This is a genomic window from Agromyces intestinalis, from assembly GCF_008365295.1.
Taxonomy (GTDB): domain Bacteria; phylum Actinomycetota; class Actinomycetes; order Actinomycetales; family Microbacteriaceae; genus Agromyces; species Agromyces intestinalis.
Map to the genome: position 1 here is coordinate 2,846,061 of NZ_CP043505.1, position 16,698 is coordinate 2,862,758.

Below are 16,698 nucleotides of genomic sequence, written 5' to 3' on the forward strand. Positions count from 1 at the left end.
CGATGAACTGGCCCGTGCGTGCGAGTCGCACCGTCTACGAGAACCGATGGATCCGCGTCGTCGAAGACGAGGTGGTGAAGCCCGACGGCGCCGCCGGTGTCTACGGCGTCGTCGAGATGGCGAACCCGGCGGTGTTCGTGGTCGCGGTGACCGACGCCGACGAGGTGCTGCTCGTCACCATCGACCGCCACACGGTCGGCGAGACCGTCGAGGTGCCCGCGGGCGGTACCGACGGCGAGGACGCGCTCCTCGCCGCGCGGCGCGAACTCCTCGAGGAGACCGGGTACGAGGCATCCGACTGGCGTGAGATCGGCCGCATGCACGCGCTGAACGGCATCGCCCGCGCACCCGAGACCGTGTTCCTCGCCACCGGGCTGCGGCCCGCCGCCGACGCGGCGCACCACCAAGGCGAGGAGGGCATCAGCGACGTGCGGGCGGTGCCGTGGGCCGAGGTGGTGCGGATGCTCCGGGCCGGTGAGATCACCGACGGCGAGACGGTCGCCGCGCTCATGTACGCGGCGATCGCGCTCGGCCGACTGGCGTGAGCGGCCGACCGGCATGAGCGGCGGGCTGGCCGAACCGGCGGGCGGGACGCCCGGCGGTGAGGGTCGGCCCACGGATGCTCCGGGCGCGCGCCGCGGCTGGTGGCGCGACATCCGGGCGCTCGACATCGAGGTGGCCGCGCGTGCCGCCGTCGCGGCCGCGGTGCCGCTCGCGATCCTCCTCGCGGTCGGGCGCGTGGAGTGGGCGCCATACGCCGCCTTCGGCGGGATGACCGCGATCTTCGGCCGCGGCGAGGCGTACCGCGGCCGGGTGCGCACGCTCACCGTCGCGGCCGTCGGGCTCGTCGCGAGCGTCGGCGCCGGCCTCTGGCTCTCGGTCTCCGGTGCCGGCACCGCGGGCGTCGCGGTCGCACTCGTCGGCGTGCTCGTCGGGGGCCTGCTCACCGTCAACGTCGCACGCCTCGGGCCGCCGACCCCGCTCTTCTTCGTCTTCGCCCTGCTCGTCTGCGCGAGCGTGCCGGCACCCGCCGACGAAGCCTGGACCCGGGTCGGCATCGCCGCCGGGTCGGCGCTGTTCGCGTGGGCGGTGAGCCTGTCGGGGTGGCTGCTGCGGCGCCTGCTCGGGCCGGGGCGGTTCAAACCGCTGCGCGCGCCGACGCCGGTGCGGTGGGCCGCGCTCGCCGACCCGCGCGTGTGGCTCGCGATCGGCCAGCACGTCGTCGGGGCGCTGGCCGCGGGTGCCGCCGCCCTGCTGCTCGGCATCGGGCACCCCTACTGGGCGGTGGTGAGCGTGTCCGCCGTGATTCCGCCAGCCGGTGCGGCGCACTCGTTCGCGCGGGCGTGGCATCGCGTGCTCGGCACGACGGTCGGCGTCGGGGTCACCGCGCTCGTGCTGTGGCCCGAGCCGGCCGCGTGGGTGCTGGTGCTCGTGGTCGCCGTCGCACAGTTCGGCGCCGAGGTGTTCGTCGGCCGGCACTACGGCACTGCGCTCGTGTTCATCACCCCGCTCGCGCTGTGCGTCGCGCACCTCGCGCAGCCGACGGCGGTCGGGCCGTTGCTCATCGACCGGCTCGTCGAGACGGCGCTCGGGTGCGGGGTCGGCATGCTCGCCGTGCTCGCCGGGCGTGCGATCCGGCCGACCCGCGGGTGAGGGTGCGTCTCGCTACGCTGAGTCAGTGAGCGATCCGGCGTTCGAGCACCTGCGCAGCGAGCGGCTGCGGCTCGATCGCCCGGCCGAGGCCGACCTCGTGTCGAGGGGGCCCGGCGCGGGCAATCCCGATGCCGTGCGGCTGGTGTTCGCCGACCAGGCGCTCGGGCCCGAGGTGATCGTGCGCGTGCTCGCGTAGGTGTGCTTCCCCGTCAGCGCGCGTCCCGCGCTCCCGCGTCAGCCTGGCAGGTCGGAGAGGGCGAGATGCACCGACGCGACCGCGCTCGAGCCCTCGCCGACGGCCGCGGCGACGCGCTTCATCGACCCTCGGCGCACATCCCCCGCCGCGAACACCCGTGGCAGGCTCGTCTCGAACGGCAGCGGTGCGCGACGCATCGACCCCCACGCGGGGTCGAGTCGCACGATATCGGTCCCGGTGCGCAGGAATCCGTGGTCGTCGCGGTCGAGCTGACGGATCCAGTCCGTCGCGGGTTCGGCGCCGATGAAGCAGAACAGGCCCCGGCACTCGACGGCCTCGCTCGTCGTGCCCGACAGCGTCACACGCTCGAGCGAGGAGTCGCCGTGCAGCCCGGTCACGCGCGTGCCGGTGTGGATGCGGATGCGCGGGTCCTCGGTGATGCGGTCGACGAGGTAGCTCGACATCGCGGCCGACAGCCCGTCTCCGCGGACGACCAACCGGACGGAGCATCCATTCGCAGCGAGCGCGAGCGCGGCCTGCCCGGCGGAGTTCGCACCCCCGATCACGACGACCGGGTCGCCAGCGACCTGTCGGATCTCGAGCGGGGTGGCGGCATGGTAGATGCCGCCCTGCTCGAACTCGTCCCACCGGTCGATGGGAAGTCGGCGATACTGCGCGCCCGTCGTGACGATGACGGCGCGGGCGTGCACCCGGGTGCCGTCGGCGAGCGCGAGTGCGAGGGGATCGGCCGCCCACTCGAGGGCGGCGGCCTCGCAGGGCGCGAACACTCTGACTCCGAACTTCAACGCCTGCAGCGAGGCCTGGTCGGTGAGGGTGTCACCCGAGACGCCGAACGGGAATCCGAGGTAGTTCTCGATTCGCGAGGTCGCGGCCGACTGGCCGCCGGGTGCGATGGAGTCGAGCAGCACGGTGCGCAGCCCTTCGGACGCGCCGTAGATCGCGGCGGCGAGCCCGGCCGGCCCACCTCCGACGACGGCGAGGTCGGCGGGCGTCTCGTCGTCGTTCGTGTAGGCGAGCCCGAGGGCCGCGGAGACTTCGCCGGGCGTCGCGTTCGAGAGGGGCTCGCCCTGGATGATCGCGACGGGCATGTCGTCGCGTCGGTATCCGTGCGTTGCGAGCAGTTCGGCGTTGCCGGGGTCGTCGGCCTCGACCCAGGTGTAGACGAGGTCGAGCCGTTCGGCGTAGCGACGCAGCGCGAGGCCCGCGGATGCGCTCGATGAGGCCACGATCTTCAGCGAGAGCGCGGCGGGTCCGGCGCGCAGGAACTCGCGCCTGGCCCACAGCGTGTGCAGCAGCAGGTCGCACAGTTCGTCGTCCTCGGCCATGAGTCGCTGAAGCGCCGGACGGTCGATCCGCCGGATGCGGCCCGGGGCGACGACCCGGCCGGTGAGGAAGGGGCGCTGCCCGTTGAGCAGGCCCACCTCGCCGAGGAACCCGCGCGGCCCGATCGTGGCGATCTGCGTCTCGGGCATCCACGGCAGGGCGTCACGCACCACCTCGGTCAGGCCGGTCTCGACGAGGATGAGGTCGGCCCACGCGTCTCCCGCGCGGAACAGCACCTCGCCCTCGGCGGCATCGGAGGGCACGCCGTAGGCGAGCAGTCGCTGCCACTGGGAGTCGGTGAGGTCGGGCTGAACGGTGCGGTCACCCATATCGCTATCCTCCTGCGTTCTGCGGCCGAACGGGAGGCCCCCCTCGATTCCCGTCAGTGCGCGAGCCGGGCGATGAGCGCCATCGCGTCGAACGGCGCCCGCACCTTCGCGTCGTTGTCGAAGTAGAGGTGGGCGTCGCGACCCTCGGCCAGCCGCGCGCGCGTCCACGCCGCCCAGCGGTCGATCGCTCCGTCGTCGTAGCCCGACGTGTACAGCTCCTCGTCGCCGTGCAGCCGCGCGTACGCGAAGTCGGCCGTCGTCGCGTCGATCCGCGGGTAGCGCCCGGCGGTGTCGGCGGTGACCGAGGCCACGCCATGCCGGGCGAGCTGGGCCGTCCACTCGTGGGCGCGCTCCTCGAACGACGGATGACGCACCTCGACGGCATGGCGCAGCGGCGAGGCATCCGTGGCGGGCACCGCGAACCACGTCCGCCCCTCCATGCGCTCGTCGTGGCCGGTCGCGAGCGCAGCGGCCGCGCCGCGCGTGCGCGGAAGCATCCCGAGGAACCGCTCGAGCAGGTCGGGGTCGAACGCGAGCGTCGGCGGCAGTTGCCAGAGCACCGGCCCGAGCTTCGGCCCGAGGGCGAGCAGCCCCGACGCGAAGAAGTTCGCGAGCGGAGCGGCGACGTCGTCGAGGCGTTTGATGTGCGTCACGAATCGCGGGCCCTTGACCGCGAAGACGAAGTCGTCGGGCGCGGCGTCGCGCCAGCGTGCCCAGTTCGCCGGCTTCTGCAGCGAATAGAACGAGCCGTTCACCTCGATCGAGGTCAGTCGGGATGCCGCGTACTCGAGTTCGTCGCGCTGGCGGAGGCCCGCCGGGTAGAACGTGCCGCGCCAGTTCGGGTACACCCACCCCGAGATGCCCACGCGGGCGCGCGGCGCCCGGCCCGCAGCATCCGTCATGTGGCCAGTGTCGCGGTCGCGACCCGCGCGCGGAAGGGGTTGCGGGCGGCGACCGATGCCCGGACTCGCGCCGATCAGCGCCCGATTCTGAGGCGGACGGCTGGGGGAGTAGCATGGACGACGGCCCGCGCGGATATCTCGACATCGAGAGAATTTCAGGCCGGGCATCTCACCCACCATCCCTGCGCGCGACCCGCGCGGACCGATTGGAAGCAGAGCGTGGATCTTTACGAGTACCAGGCCAGAGACCTCTTCGAGAAGTACGGGGTGCCGGTGCTCCCCGGCATCGTCGCCGACACGCCTGAAGAGGTGCGTGCGGCTGCCGAGCAGCTCGGCGGTGTCGTCGTGGTCAAGGCCCAGGTGAAGACGGGCGGTCGCGGCAAGGCGGGCGGCGTCAAGGTCGCCAAGAACGCCGACGAGGCCGAGGAGGCGGCGAAGGCGATCCTCGGGCTCGACATCAAGGGCCACGTCGTCAAGCGCGTCATGGTCGCGGCCGGCGCGAAGATCGCGCAGGAGTTCTACTTCTCGGTGCTCCTCGACCGCGCCAACCGCTCCTACCTCTCGCTGACCAGCGTCGAGGGCGGCATGGAGATCGAGCAGCTCGCCGTCGAGAAGCCCGAGGCGCTCGCCCGCGTCGAGGTCGACCCGGGCACCGGCATCACCCCGACCAAGGCCCGCGAGATCGCCGAGGCCGCGAACTTCCCGGCCGACCTGGTCGACAAGGTCGCCGACGTCTTCGTCAAGCTCTACGACGTCTACCAGTCGGAGGACGCGACGCTCGTCGAGGTCAACCCGCTCATCCTCGATGAAGACGGCAACGTCATCGCCCTCGACGGCAAGGTCTCGCTCGACGAGAACGCCGAGTTCCGCCACGCCGGCCACGCGCTGCTCGAAGACAAGGCCGCCGCCGACCCGCTCGAGCAGAAGGCCAAGGAGCTCGACCTCAACTACGTCAAGCTCGACGGCGAGGTCGGCATCATCGGCAACGGCGCGGGCCTGGTCATGTCGACCCTCGACGTCGTCGCCTACGCCGGCGAGAACCACGGCGGCGTGAAGCCCGCGAACTTCCTCGACATCGGCGGCGGCGCGTCGGCCGAGGTCATGGCCAACGGCCTGTCGATCATCCTCGGCGACCCGCAGGTGAAGAGCGTGTTCGTCAACGTGTTCGGCGGCATCACCGCCTGCGACCAGGTCGCCAAGGGCATCGTCGGCGCCCTCGCCGAGCTCGGCAGCGAGGCGAACAAGCCGCTCGTCGTGCGCCTCGACGGCAACAACGTGGTCGAGGGCCGACGCATCCTCGAGGAGGCGGCGCACCCGCTCGTCACCCTCGCCGACAACATGGACCAGGGCGCCGACAAGGCCGCCGAACTGGCGAACGCGCAGTAAGGACGCAGAGCAATGACGATCTTCCTCAACAAGGACAACAAGGTCATCGTCCAGGGCATCACCGGCGGCGAGGGCTCGAAGCACACCGCGCGCATGCTCGCCGCGGGCACCCAGGTCGTGGGCGGCGTCAACGCCCGCAAGGCCGGTACCACCGTGCTGCACAAGGACCAGGCCGGCAACGACATCGAGCTGCCCGTCTTCGCGAGCGTCGCCGAGGCCATCGAGCAGACCGGCGCCGACGTGTCGATCGCGTTCGTGCCGCCGGCCTTCACGAAGGACGCGATGGTCGAGGCCATCGACGCCGAGATCCCGCTGCTCGTCGTGATCACCGAGGGCGTGCCCGTGCAGGACACCGCCGAGGCGTGGGCCTACGCCAAGGAACAGGGCAACAAGACCCGCATCATCGGGCCGAACTGCCCCGGCATCATCAGCCCCGGTGAGGCGCTCGTCGGCATCACCCCGGCGAACATCACCGGCAAGGGCCCGATCGGCCTGGTCTCGAAGTCGGGCACGCTGACGTACCAGATGATGTACGAGCTGCGCGATCTCGGCTTCTCGACTGCCATCGGCATCGGCGGCGACCCGGTCATCGGCACCACGCACATCGACGCGCTCGCCGCCTTCGAGGCCGACCCCGAGACCAAGGCGATCGTCATGATCGGCGAGATCGGCGGCGACGCCGAAGAGCGCGCGGCCGACTTCATCAAGGCGAACGTCACCAAGCCGGTGGTCGGGTACGTCGCGGGCTTCACCGCCCCCGAGGGCAAGACCATGGGCCACGCCGGCGCGATCGTGTCGGGCTCGGCGGGCACCGCCCAGGCGAAGAAGGAGGCCCTCGAGGCCGCCGGCGTCAAGGTCGGCAAGACTCCCAGCGAGACCGCCCGCCTGCTGCGCGAGGTCTACGAGGCGCTCGGCGCGTAAGCGACGCATCCGCTCGGAAGGGCGCGGCATCCGATCGGATGCCGCGCCCTTCGTGTTCCGCGCCGCGGCCCGGGGCAGCGGGCCGGGAACCAGGAGGGGCGGGGCGGCTACGCTGGGCGCGTGGAGCGCGACATCGAGGATTCCTCGGCCGACGACGAGGCCGCCCGGTTCGTGCCCGCGCCCGGGCCCGACTCCCGCAGCGCACATCCGCACACGAGGGCGGGCCGGATCCTGCGCGCGAGCTTCGCGACCGAGGCTGCGGTCTACGGTGTGATCCTCGTCGCCGGTCTCGAGGTGGTCGCCGGCTTCTCGGGCAAGACGTCCTGGAGCGTGTTCACCACGGTGATCGTGACCGTCGTGGTGTTCTGGGCGGCGCACGTCTACGCCGGCACGCTCGCGCACCTCGGTCTCGACCACGAGCGGGTCGTCGGCATCGGCGAGGCGTTCCGGACGTCGCTGCGGCGGTCGGCCGGATTGCTCGCCTCGGCCCTCATCCCGTCGCTCATCCTGCTGCTCGGCGCCACCGACCTGGTCGACGACGACACCGCGCTCTGGGTGGCGCTCTGGTCCGGGGTGCTCGTGCTCGCCGTGCTCGGCTGGATCGCGTTCGTGCGCCGCGGCGCCGCATGGTACGTCTGCCTCATCGGCGCGGTCGCGACGGCGTCGTTCGGGTTCATGATGATCCTCGCCAAGGCGTTCATCCACTGAGTTCCCGCCGCCGCGTGCGCCGGGCGCTATGGTCATCGCAGGGGGGCGGACATGGCGAAGACCGCGGCGGAACTCGAGGCGCGCATTGCCGAGCTCGAGGCCGAGAACCGGGCACTGCGCGAGCGTGACACGGCGGTGATCGTCGACGGGGCAGCGGGCGACGGTGCGGGCAGCGGTGCCGGCGAGGCATCCGCTCGCACGCGGGGCAGGTGGCGCGCGCCCGTCTCGGCCGTGCTCGTCGTGCTCGGCATCGTGCTGGCGCCGGTGGCGCTCATCGGCGGCTGGGCTCGGCTCGAACTCGTCGACACCGACCGGTTCGTGCAGACGTTCGGTCCGCTCGCCGACGACCCGGCCGTGCAGGCCTACCTGGTCGACCAGGTCACCACCGTCATCGACGAGCAGGTCGACATCGACGGGCTCACCGCGAGCGTGTTCGACGGCATCCGCTCGCTCGACCTGCCGCCGCGCGCCCAGGATGCACTGGGCCTGCTCGAGGGGCCGGCGGCCGCGGGGCTGCACTCGCTGGTCGAGCGGGTGGTCGGGCAGGTGGTCGCGTCCGAGACGTTCGCGGATGTCTGGAACCAGGCGCTGCGGATCTCGCATACGCAGTTCGTGGCGGCCGTGCAGGGCGACCCCGACGCGGCGTTGGAGCTGTCGGGCGACGGCACCGTGTCGGTGCAGCTCGGGCCGATCGTCGAGGCGGCCAAACAGCGGCTCATCGACCAGGGCGTCGGCTTCGCGTCGGCGATTCCCACGATCGATCGCAGCATCGAGATCCTGCAGGCCGACTCGCTGGCGCTCGTGCGCACCGTGTACACGCTCGCCGTCGCGGTCGGGTTCTGGCTGCCGTTCGTGTCGATCGCGCTCATGGTCGGCGGCGTGCTCATCGCCCGGCGCCGCACGACCGCGCTCGTGTGGACGGCGGGCGGATTCGCGCTCGCGATGCTCACGCTCGGGGCGGGCATCGGCATCGGGCAATCGTTCTTCATCGCCACGGTGAGCCCGTCGATCATGCCGAGCGATGCCGCCGAGGCGTTGTACGAGCAGCTCGTCGAGCTCATGCGCGGCTCGATCGCGGCGCTGTTCCTGCTGGGGCTGCTGGTGGCGCTGTTCGCCTGGTTCTCGGGGCCGTACCGGCCCGCGACGGCCGTGCGGGGTGCGGCGACTTCGGCGTTCGACGGCCTGCGGAGCGCCGGTGATCGGCACGGCGTCGGCACCGGGCGGTTCGGCGAGTGGCTCGACCGCTGGCGGGTGGGCGCGTACGTGCTCATCGCAGTGGTCGCCGCCGCCGTCGTGCTGTTCACCCGGCCGATCACGATCGGGCTCGTCGTGTGGACGGTCGTGCTCGCGCTCGTCGCCCTGTTGCTCGTGCAAGTCCTGCGACGCCCCGCGCCGCAACCCGCGGAGGTCGCGCCCGCGGGCTAGGCTCGCGGTGGAATGTCACGCCTCACGATCTCCCTGCTGGCCGCCCTCGAGGCCGCGGTCGCGGCGTTGGTCGGGCTCGGCGTCGCGATCGTGCCGCTCATGCTGCTCTGGTCGGTGCACTTCGGCCTCACGGTGGATGCCGCAGCCTTCGCGCGCGCCGCGGGCGACGTGTGGCTCCTGGGGCACGGCGTCGACCTCGTCGTGACGCTCGACCCGCTGACCGCCGAGCGCACCGGCGTCATCGGCGCGGGCGACCCGTTCCCGATCACGATCGCGCTGCTCGGCTTCGCGTTCGCGACGGTGCTGTTCGGCCGGCGCATCGGCCGCCGCTCGGCCGCGGCCGGGCACGCACTCACGGGTGCCGTCTCGGCGATCGTCGTGTTCGCCGGCATCGGCGTCGCGGTCTCGGTGCTGGCGCAGCATCCGTCGGCGACGACCTCGCTCTGGCAGGCCGGAATCCTGCCCGCGTTCGCGATGGCGCTCGGAGTGGCGATCGGCGCGATCGGCGAGGGCCTCCGGCAGGTCGACGAGGGCGCGGATGCCGCGACCGCCGACGGCCGCGGCCATCCGCTGCTCGCCGTCGTCGACCGCGTGCCCGCCGCGGTCGTGGGCACGGTGCGCGCCGCCGTTCGCGTCGGCGCCGGAGCCGCGTTCGCGATGCTCGGCATCGCGGCCCTGCTCGTCGCCGTGCTGATCGCGGTCGACTACGCCACCATCATCGGATTGTCCCAAACCCTCGGGCCGGGCGTCGACGGCGGGCTCGCCCTGTTCGTCGGCGAACTCGCGCTGCTGCCGAATCTCATCGTGTGGGCGGCGGCCTGGGTGCTCGGCCCCGGTTTCGCGATCGGCGCCGCGACCTCGGTGTCGCCGAACGGCACCCTGCTCGGGCCGCTGCCCGGCGTGCCGCTGCTCGGGATCGTGCCCGCCGACGGCGTACCGTTCGGCATCCTGTGGCTGCTCGTGCCGCTCGTAGCGGGGTTCGCGGGCGCGACGATGGTGTGGCCCTCGTTCGCCGCGAACCGCGCGACCGCCGAGATCGCTCGATCGTGGTGGGCTCCGGTGGTTCTCGCGGCCGGCGCGGGCGTCGTCGCCGGCGTCGTGCTCGGCGTGCTCGCGTGGTGGTCGGGGGGTGGCGCCGGCCCCGGCCGTCTCGCGGTCGTCGGCCCCGAGCCGCTGTTCGTGGCACTCATGGCGACCCTCACCGTGCTGATCGGCGCCCTCGCGGGCGCGTTCACCGCGCGGGCGATGCAGCACGACCCGTACGAGCCCCGCGACCCCTTCACTATTCAGGAGGAATCGGCCGATTCGGGCCCGAACGGCGGCGAATCGCGGCGTGTCGCGCAGGATCTCCTGAATTGAGTCGAGGGGGCGCTCGGGCCGCGTGCTAGCCTGCGCGTGTCGGATGACCGAGGGGGGTTTCCGATGACTGCGCAAGGCGTGACGCCGCCGCATACCGACGGCAAGGGGCTCGCGACCGGCACGCTGGGGCTCTGGGGGTCGACCGTCATCGGCCTCGCCTCGACGGCGCCCGTCTACTCACTGGCCGCGACGCTGGGATTCGTCGTGATCACGGTGGGCGAGCAGGCGCCCATCGCGTTCGTGATCGCGTTCGTGCCGATGCTGCTCATCGCCTTCGCCTACCGCGAGCTGAACCGCGACGTGCCCGACTGCGGCACCACGTTCACGTGGGCGACGAAGGCGTTCGGGCCGTGGGTGGGCTGGATGGGCGGCTGGGGCGTCGCCGTCGCCGGCACGGTCGTGCTCGCGAACCTCGCCCAGATCGGCGGCATCTACTTCTGGCTGCTCGTCGCGCCCGACCTGGCCGAGAACGCGTTCGTCGTCACCGCGACGGGGGTCGTGTTCATCGCGCTCATGACGTTCATCTCGTGGCGCGGCCTCGAGATCGGCGAGCGGATGCAGAACGTGCTGCTCGGGCTGCAGTACCTCGCACTCGTGCTGTTCGTGGTGTTCGCTGGCTGGGCGGTCATCTCGGGCACGGCGCCCGAGGGGTCGACGACGCCGCAGTGGAGCTGGTTCGATCCGTTCGCCTTCGAATCGTTCGACGGCTTCGTCGAGGCGGTGCTGTTGGCACTGTTCATCTACTGGGGGTGGGACACGTGCCTGGCCCTCAACGAGGAGACGAAGGATCCGAAGCGCATCCCGGGGCGTGCCGCGGTGCTCACGACGCTCATCCTGCTGGTCACCTACGTCGGGGTCGCGGTGGCCGCGATGTCGTACGCCGGACTCGGCACCTCGGGGATCGGGCTCGGCAACGAGGACAACGCCGACGACGTGTTCTTCGCCCTGAAGGACGTGCTGTTCGGCCCGTGGGCATGGCTGCTCGTGGTCGCGGTGATGATCTCGGCGATCTCGTCGACCCAGACGACCATCCTGCCGACGGCCCGCGGCACACTCGCGATGGCGGTCTACAAGGCGCTGCCCAAGCGGTTCGCGACGGTGCATCCGAAGTACAAGACGCCGTCGTTCTCGACGGTGCTGATGGGCGTCGTCGCGAGCGTCTTCTACATCGGGATGTCGCTGATCAGCGACAACATCCTGCAGGACACGATTCTCTCGCTGGGACTTGCGATCGCGTTCTACTACGCGATCACGGGGTTCGCCTGCGTGTGGTTCTTCAAGGACTCGCTGTTCACGTCGTGGCGCAACTTCTGGAACCGCCTGGTGTTCCCGCTCGTCGGGGCGCTGCTGCTGACCGCGGCCTTCGTCTACTCGGCGATCGACATGCTCGACCCCGAGTACGGCTACACCGTGCTGCTCGGGGTGGGCGGCGTGTTCGTCGTCGGCGTCGGATCCCTCGCCGTCGGCGTCGTGCTCATGATCGTGTGGGCCTTCTTCCGCGAGTCGCGGCCGTTCTTCCGCGGCGAGTCGCTGAACCGCGACACCGAGGTACTGGTGCCCGAGGACGAGCAGATCGAGATCCGCTCGATCGACGGCGGCATCTGAGCGGACGCAGCACCTCGACGCGTCGATCGGATGCCTCGAATCACGCGTGCGCGGCACCGGCCCCGCACGGTGCGCATCCGAGCAGCGGGTACCCTTGTGAGGTGCTGAAGCTCGTGGTGCTCATCTCCGGCGGCGGTTCCAACCTGCGGGCACTGCTCGAGGCTTCCGAGGACGCCGAGTTCCCCGCCCGCGTGGTCGCCATCGGCGCCGACCGCGACGCCGAGGGGCTCGTGCTCGGCGAGGAGTTCGGCATCCCGACCTTCACCGTGCCGTTCACCGCGTACGAGTCCCGCGAGGCGTGGGGCGACGCACTCGTCGAGCAGGTGCGCCAGTGGGAGCCCGACCTCGTGATCTGCTCGGGGCTGATGCGGCTCGTGCCGCCGCGGGTCATCCGCGCGTTCAGCCCCAACCTCATCAATACCCACCCCGCCTACCTGCCCGAGTTCCCGGGCGCGCACGGCGTGCGCGACGCGCTCGCCGCGGGCGTCGACCAGACCGGAGCGAGCCTCATCGTCGTCGACGACTCGGTCGACGGCGGGCCGATCATCGCGCAGGAGCGCGTGCCCGTGCTGCCCGGCGACACCGAGGCCACGTTGCACGACCGCATCAAGCCCGTCGAGCGCCGCCTGCTCATCCAGGCCGTGCTCGACATCGCCAACGCCCACCTCGACCTGAAGGAGCTGACCGCACGATGAGCGGCGCCACGCACGACCCGAGCCTGTACCGCGAGCGCGATCTCGTGCCGATCCGCCGCGCGCTCGTCGCGGTGAGCGACAAGCGCGGGCTCGTCGAGCTCGCGTCCGCACTCGTCGACGCCGGCGTCGAGGTCGTCTCGACGGGCGGCACGGGCGCGGCCATCGCGGCCGCCGGCCTGCCCGTCACGCAGGTGGCCGACGTCACCGGCTACCCCGAGCACCTCGACGGTCGGGTGCGCACGCTGCACCCGGGCGTGCACTCGGGCCTGCTCGCCGACCTGCGCCTCGACGACCACGAGCGCCAGCTCGCCGAGCTCGGCATCGCGCCCTTCGAGCTCGTCGTGGTGAACCTCTACCCGTTCGCCGAGACCGTCGCCTCGGGCGCGACGCCCGACCAGGCGATCGAGCAGATCGACATCGGAGGCCCGGCGATGGTGCGCGCCTCGGCGAAGAACCACGCGAACGTCGCCGTCGTGGTCTCGCCCGACCGTTACGACCAGGTGCGCGAGGCGCTGGCCTCGGGCGGCACCACGCTCGCGCAGCGTCGCGAGCTGGCGCGCGAGGCGTTCCGGCACACCGCGACCTACGACATCGCGGTCGCCTCGTGGGTCGGCAGCGTCGTCGCGCCCGACCAGGCCGCCGAGGCGTCGCCCTTCCCCGCGTGGATCGCCGGCAGCTGGCAGAAGCAGGCCGACCTGCGCTACGGCGAGAATTCGCACCAGTCCGCCGCGATCTTCGCCGCGCAAGGACCCGGCGCGCCCGGCATCGCGCAGGCGACGCAGCTGCACGGCAAAGAGATGAGCTACAACAACTACGTCGACGCCGACGCCGCCGTTCGCGCCGCCCACGACTTCACGGGCCCCGCGGTGGCGATCATCAAGCACGCCAACCCGTGCGGCATCGCGGTCGGCGCGCCCGACGCCGAGGATCCGATCGCCGATGCCCACCGCCGTGCCCACGAGTGCGACCCGGTGTCGGCATACGGCGGCGTGATCGCCGCGAACCGCACCGTGACCCGTGCGATGGCCGAGACGGTCGCGGGCATCTTCACCGAGGTGCTCGTCGCGCCCGGCTTCGAACCCGAGGCGCTCGAGATCCTCACGCAGAAGAAGAACCTGCGGCTGCTCACGCTGCCCGAGGGCTTCGCGCCGACCGCGGTGGAGCTCAAGCAGGTCTCGGGAGGTCTGCTCGTGCAGCAGGCCGACCGGCAGTTCGCCGACCCGGCGGAGTGGACCCTCGTCGCCGGGGAGGCGGCCGACGAGCGCACCCTCGCCGACCTCGCGTTCGCGTGGACGGCCTGCCGCGCCGTCAAGTCGAACGGCATCCTGCTCGCGTCGGGCGGCGCGTCGGTGGGCGTCGGCATGGGCCAGGTCAACCGGGTCGACTCGTGCCGGCTCGCCGTCGAACGCGCCGGCGACCGCGCCGCGGGGTCGGTCGCGGCATCCGACGCGTTCTTCCCGTTCGCCGACGGACCGCAGATCCTCATCGACGGCGGTGTGCAGGCCATCGTGCAGCCCGGCGGGTCGATCCGCGACGACGAGGTCATCGCGGCCGCGGCGGCCGCCGGCGTCACCATGTACTTCACGGGCGAGCGGCACTTCTTCCACTGATCCGCGACGACGTGAGCGGATGCCACGGCGTCGCGCCGTGGCATCCGTCGTACCCTTGAGGTGAGGCGCTCACGAGGCGCCGAACCGCACCCGCCCACGAGGCGAACACGAGGAGACGATCGATGACGATCACCCATGCCGCGGCCCCCGCGGCACGCACCGCACCCGCTGCACCCGCCACCTCCGTAGAGCTGCCGCTCGACGCACCCGAGCACGAACGCGTGCTCATCACGCGCGGCCGCCGCTCGAAGCTCACGATCATCGTGGCGGTGCATTCCACCGCACTCGGCCAAGCCCTCGGCGGCGCGCGACTCTGGCGCTACGACCACTGGACCGACGCACTCGCCGATGCGCTGCGCCTCTCGCAGGCGATGACGCTGAAGAACGCCGCGGCGGGCCTGCCGCGCGGCGGCGGCAAGTCGGTCGTCTGCATCCCGCCGGGCGTCGAGCTCGACGAACCGGGCCGACGCGACGCCATGCTCGACCTCGGCGACGCCGTCGAGTCGCTGGCCGGCGCGTACATGACCGCCGAAGATGTCGGCACCAGCGCCGAGCTGATGGCCGTCGTCGCCGAACGCACCGCGCACGTGTGCGGTCTGCCGCCCGAGCAGGGCGGTGTCGGCGAGCCGGCCGACGCCACTGCCGCGGGCGTGCACGCGTCGATCGTCGCCACGCTCGAGCACGTCTTCGGCTCGCGCGAGGTGCGCGGGCGTCACCTCGTCATCGCCGGGCTCGGCCAGGTGGGCGGCCGGCTCGCGCGCCGCCTCGCGGCCGAGGGCGCGCGCCTCACGGTGACGGATGTCGCGGAGCACACGCGCGCGCTCGCCGACGAGCTCGGCGCCGACTGGGTCGAGCCCGCCGACGCGCACCGCGTCGAGGCCGACGTGTTCGTGCCGTGCGGACTCGGCGGCGTGCTCACGCCGCAGGTCGTCGACGAGCTGCGCGTGCGCGCCGTCGCCGGCGCCGCGAACAACCAGCTCGCCACGCGCGACGTCGCCCGCCTGCTGCGCGAGCGGCGCATCACCTGGGCGCCCGACTTCATCGCGAACGCGGGTGGCGTCGTCTACCTCGACCTCGCCGCGTCGCCCGACGTGACCCGGGCCGAGCTCGACGCACGGCTCGCGGGCATCGGCCACACGATCGCGGGTGTGCTGCGCGAGGCGGACGCCGCGGGCACGACGACGCTCGAGGCCGCCGAGCGGCTGGCCGCGGCACGACTGCAGGCCGCGGGCGACTGACCGAACGCCGCCGATCGCGCGGGTGGGGGAGCGGTGGCATGCGCGCCACTAGGCTCGACGCATGCCGTCGCCCTCCCCCGCGAATCAGCCCGCTCGCTACACCCCGCCCGTGACGCCCGGGCGGCGCGCGGTCGCCGTACTCGCCGCATCGGCGTCGGTCGCGGCGCTGGCGTTCGCGACCAGCCTGCTCGCGCTGTTCGTGGCGAACGGGCAGTCGCCCGAGGTGTTCCCGCGGGCGGCCGGGCACTTCCTGCTCGTCGCGGTGTTCGCGTGGGCGCTGCTCTCGGTGGCGAACGCAGTGGGCGCGGCCCGCAACTGGTTCCTGGCCGTGTTGTCGGGGTTCGCGTCGGCCGTCCTCGCCGCGCTCATCGCGACGAGCCTCGCCGTGGTCGGCAGCGCCCGCAGCGACTCGCCTGAACTGTTCCTCATCGTGCTCGGCTCGCTGGTGGGCCTCAACCTCGTATTCATCCTCACCGTGATGGTGGCCGAGCCGCTCCTGGCCCCGCACGTGCTCCGCGGCATCCTGCATCACCGCCCGCGCCGTCGCCCGCGCCGAATCGCCCTCGTGCGCATCCCCGCGTCGAACCTCGCCGAGGGCGAGCTCACCCATCTCGAGCGCCAGGTGATCGACCAGGCGAAGGCCGACGAGCAGTGGGACAACTACTGCGCGGCGCTCGTCGCCGAGGGGTGGGAGACGATCGAGGTCGACGCCGCGCCTGAGCTCGCCGACTCGGTGTTCGTCGAGGACGCGGTCGTCATGTTCGGCGACCTCGCGGTGCTCGCCAGCCCCGGCGCCGAATCGCGCCGACCCGAGGTCGACGCGGTCGAACGCACCGTGCGCGCGGTGCCCGGCATCTCGGTGACGCGCATCCAGGAGCCCGGCACGCTCGACGGCGGCGACGTGTTGAAGGTCGGGTCGACGGTGTACGTCGGCGCGTCGAGCCGCACGAACGCCGAGGGCATCAGGCAGCTGCGCGAGCTGCTCACGCCGAACGGCTTCACGGTGGTCGCGGTGCCGGTGACGAAGGCGCTGCACCTGAAGAGCACCGTCACCGCCCTGCCCGACGGCACCGTGATCGGTCACCCCGACCTCGTCGACGAGCCGGGCCTCTACCCGCGGTTCCTCGCGGTGCCCGAGCGTGAAGGGGTGGCCGTCGTCGAGCTCGGCGACCAGACGCTGCTGATGTCGGCGGCCGCGCCGAAGACGGCCGCGATGCTCGCCGGGTTCGGGTACCGGGTCGTCACCGTCGACATCTCGGAGTTCGAGAAGCTCGAGGGTTGCGTCACCTGCCTCTCGGTGCGGGTGCGGTAGCGCGTCTGCCCGACC

General features: G+C 72.2%; 15 protein-coding genes. 13 read left to right on the plus strand and 2 right to left on the minus strand.

What is annotated here, in order from left to right:
* Positions 1–2: 2 nt before the first annotated feature.
* Genes FLP10_RS12960 through FLP10_RS17490 form a run of 3 tightly spaced genes read left to right on the plus strand, consistent with a single transcriptional unit; the run spans position 3 to position 1,849 of the window.
* Positions 3–545: an NUDIX domain-containing protein gene (locus FLP10_RS12960; protein WP_149161245.1), complete on the plus strand. Its 543-nt coding sequence runs from the start codon at positions 3–5 to the stop codon at positions 543–545.
* Between the two features lie 13 nt (positions 546–558).
* Positions 559–1,653 carry an FUSC family protein gene (locus tag FLP10_RS12965; RefSeq protein ID WP_149161246.1) on the plus strand — a complete coding sequence of 365 codons (1,095 nt, stop codon included), beginning with the start codon at positions 559–561 and terminating at the stop codon, positions 1,651–1,653.
* Between the two features lie 25 nt (positions 1,654–1,678).
* Positions 1,679–1,849, plus strand: a complete 171-nt coding sequence (locus FLP10_RS17490) for a hypothetical protein (protein WP_168209059.1) — start codon at positions 1,679–1,681, stop codon at positions 1,847–1,849.
* Between the two features lie 38 nt (positions 1,850–1,887).
* Here the strand turns inward: FLP10_RS17490 and FLP10_RS12970 are convergent, their stop codons facing one another.
* The gene (locus tag FLP10_RS12970; RefSeq protein WP_149161247.1) at positions 1,888–3,522 is read right to left on the minus strand and encodes an FAD-dependent oxidoreductase; all 1,635 of its coding nucleotides are present in this window, start codon (positions 3,520–3,522) and stop codon (positions 1,888–1,890) included.
* A 53-nt stretch (positions 3,523–3,575) separates the two neighbouring features.
* Positions 3,576–4,424 (minus strand): DUF72 domain-containing protein, encoded by an 849-nt coding sequence (locus FLP10_RS12975; RefSeq protein ID WP_149161248.1) that lies wholly within the window; start codon positions 4,422–4,424, stop codon positions 3,576–3,578.
* Positions 4,425–4,643: 219 nt separating this feature from the next.
* On the opposite strand from FLP10_RS12975, the gene sucC reads away from it, so the two are divergent.
* From sucC to ddaH, 10 genes are all read left to right on the plus strand, one after another.
* Positions 4,644–5,810: an ADP-forming succinate--CoA ligase subunit beta gene (gene sucC / locus FLP10_RS12980; protein ID WP_149161249.1), complete on the plus strand. Its 1,167-nt coding sequence runs from the start codon at positions 4,644–4,646 to the stop codon at positions 5,808–5,810.
* Between the two features lie 12 nt (positions 5,811–5,822).
* Positions 5,823–6,731: a succinate--CoA ligase subunit alpha gene (gene sucD / locus FLP10_RS12985; protein ID WP_149161250.1), complete on the plus strand. Its 909-nt coding sequence runs from the start codon at positions 5,823–5,825 to the stop codon at positions 6,729–6,731.
* A 120-nt stretch (positions 6,732–6,851) separates the two neighbouring features.
* Complete coding sequence (locus FLP10_RS12990; RefSeq protein ID WP_246150021.1) at positions 6,852–7,439, plus strand: hypothetical protein; 588 nt, start codon at positions 6,852–6,854, stop codon at positions 7,437–7,439.
* Between the two features lie 51 nt (positions 7,440–7,490).
* Positions 7,491–8,864, plus strand: a complete 1,374-nt coding sequence (locus tag FLP10_RS12995) for a hypothetical protein (RefSeq protein WP_149161251.1) — start codon at positions 7,491–7,493, stop codon at positions 8,862–8,864.
* 12 nt (positions 8,865–8,876) lie between these two features.
* Complete coding sequence (locus FLP10_RS13000; RefSeq protein WP_149161252.1) at positions 8,877–10,223, plus strand: cell division protein PerM; 1,347 nt, start codon at positions 8,877–8,879, stop codon at positions 10,221–10,223.
* Positions 10,224–10,286: 63 nt separating this feature from the next.
* Entirely contained in the window at positions 10,287–11,828 is a 1,542-nt protein-coding gene (locus FLP10_RS13005) for an APC family permease (RefSeq protein ID WP_149161253.1), read from the plus strand.
* 101 nt (positions 11,829–11,929) lie between these two features.
* Complete coding sequence (gene purN / locus FLP10_RS13010; RefSeq protein ID WP_149161254.1) at positions 11,930–12,523, plus strand: phosphoribosylglycinamide formyltransferase; 594 nt, start codon at positions 11,930–11,932, stop codon at positions 12,521–12,523.
* Complete coding sequence (purH, locus tag FLP10_RS13015; protein ID WP_149161255.1) at positions 12,520–14,133, plus strand: bifunctional phosphoribosylaminoimidazolecarboxamide formyltransferase/IMP cyclohydrolase; 1,614 nt, start codon at positions 12,520–12,522, stop codon at positions 14,131–14,133. Before purN ends, purH begins: the two co-directional genes overlap by 4 nt.
* Positions 14,134–14,255: 122 nt before the next feature.
* Positions 14,256–15,371, plus strand: a complete 1,116-nt coding sequence (locus tag FLP10_RS13020; RefSeq protein WP_149161256.1) for a Glu/Leu/Phe/Val dehydrogenase family protein — start codon at positions 14,256–14,258, stop codon at positions 15,369–15,371.
* A 61-nt stretch (positions 15,372–15,432) separates the two neighbouring features.
* Positions 15,433–16,683, plus strand: coding sequence for a dimethylargininase (ddaH, locus tag FLP10_RS17855; RefSeq protein ID WP_281286426.1), 1,251 nt, complete (start codon positions 15,433–15,435; stop codon positions 16,681–16,683).
* The last annotated feature ends 15 nt before the right edge of the window (positions 16,684–16,698 follow it).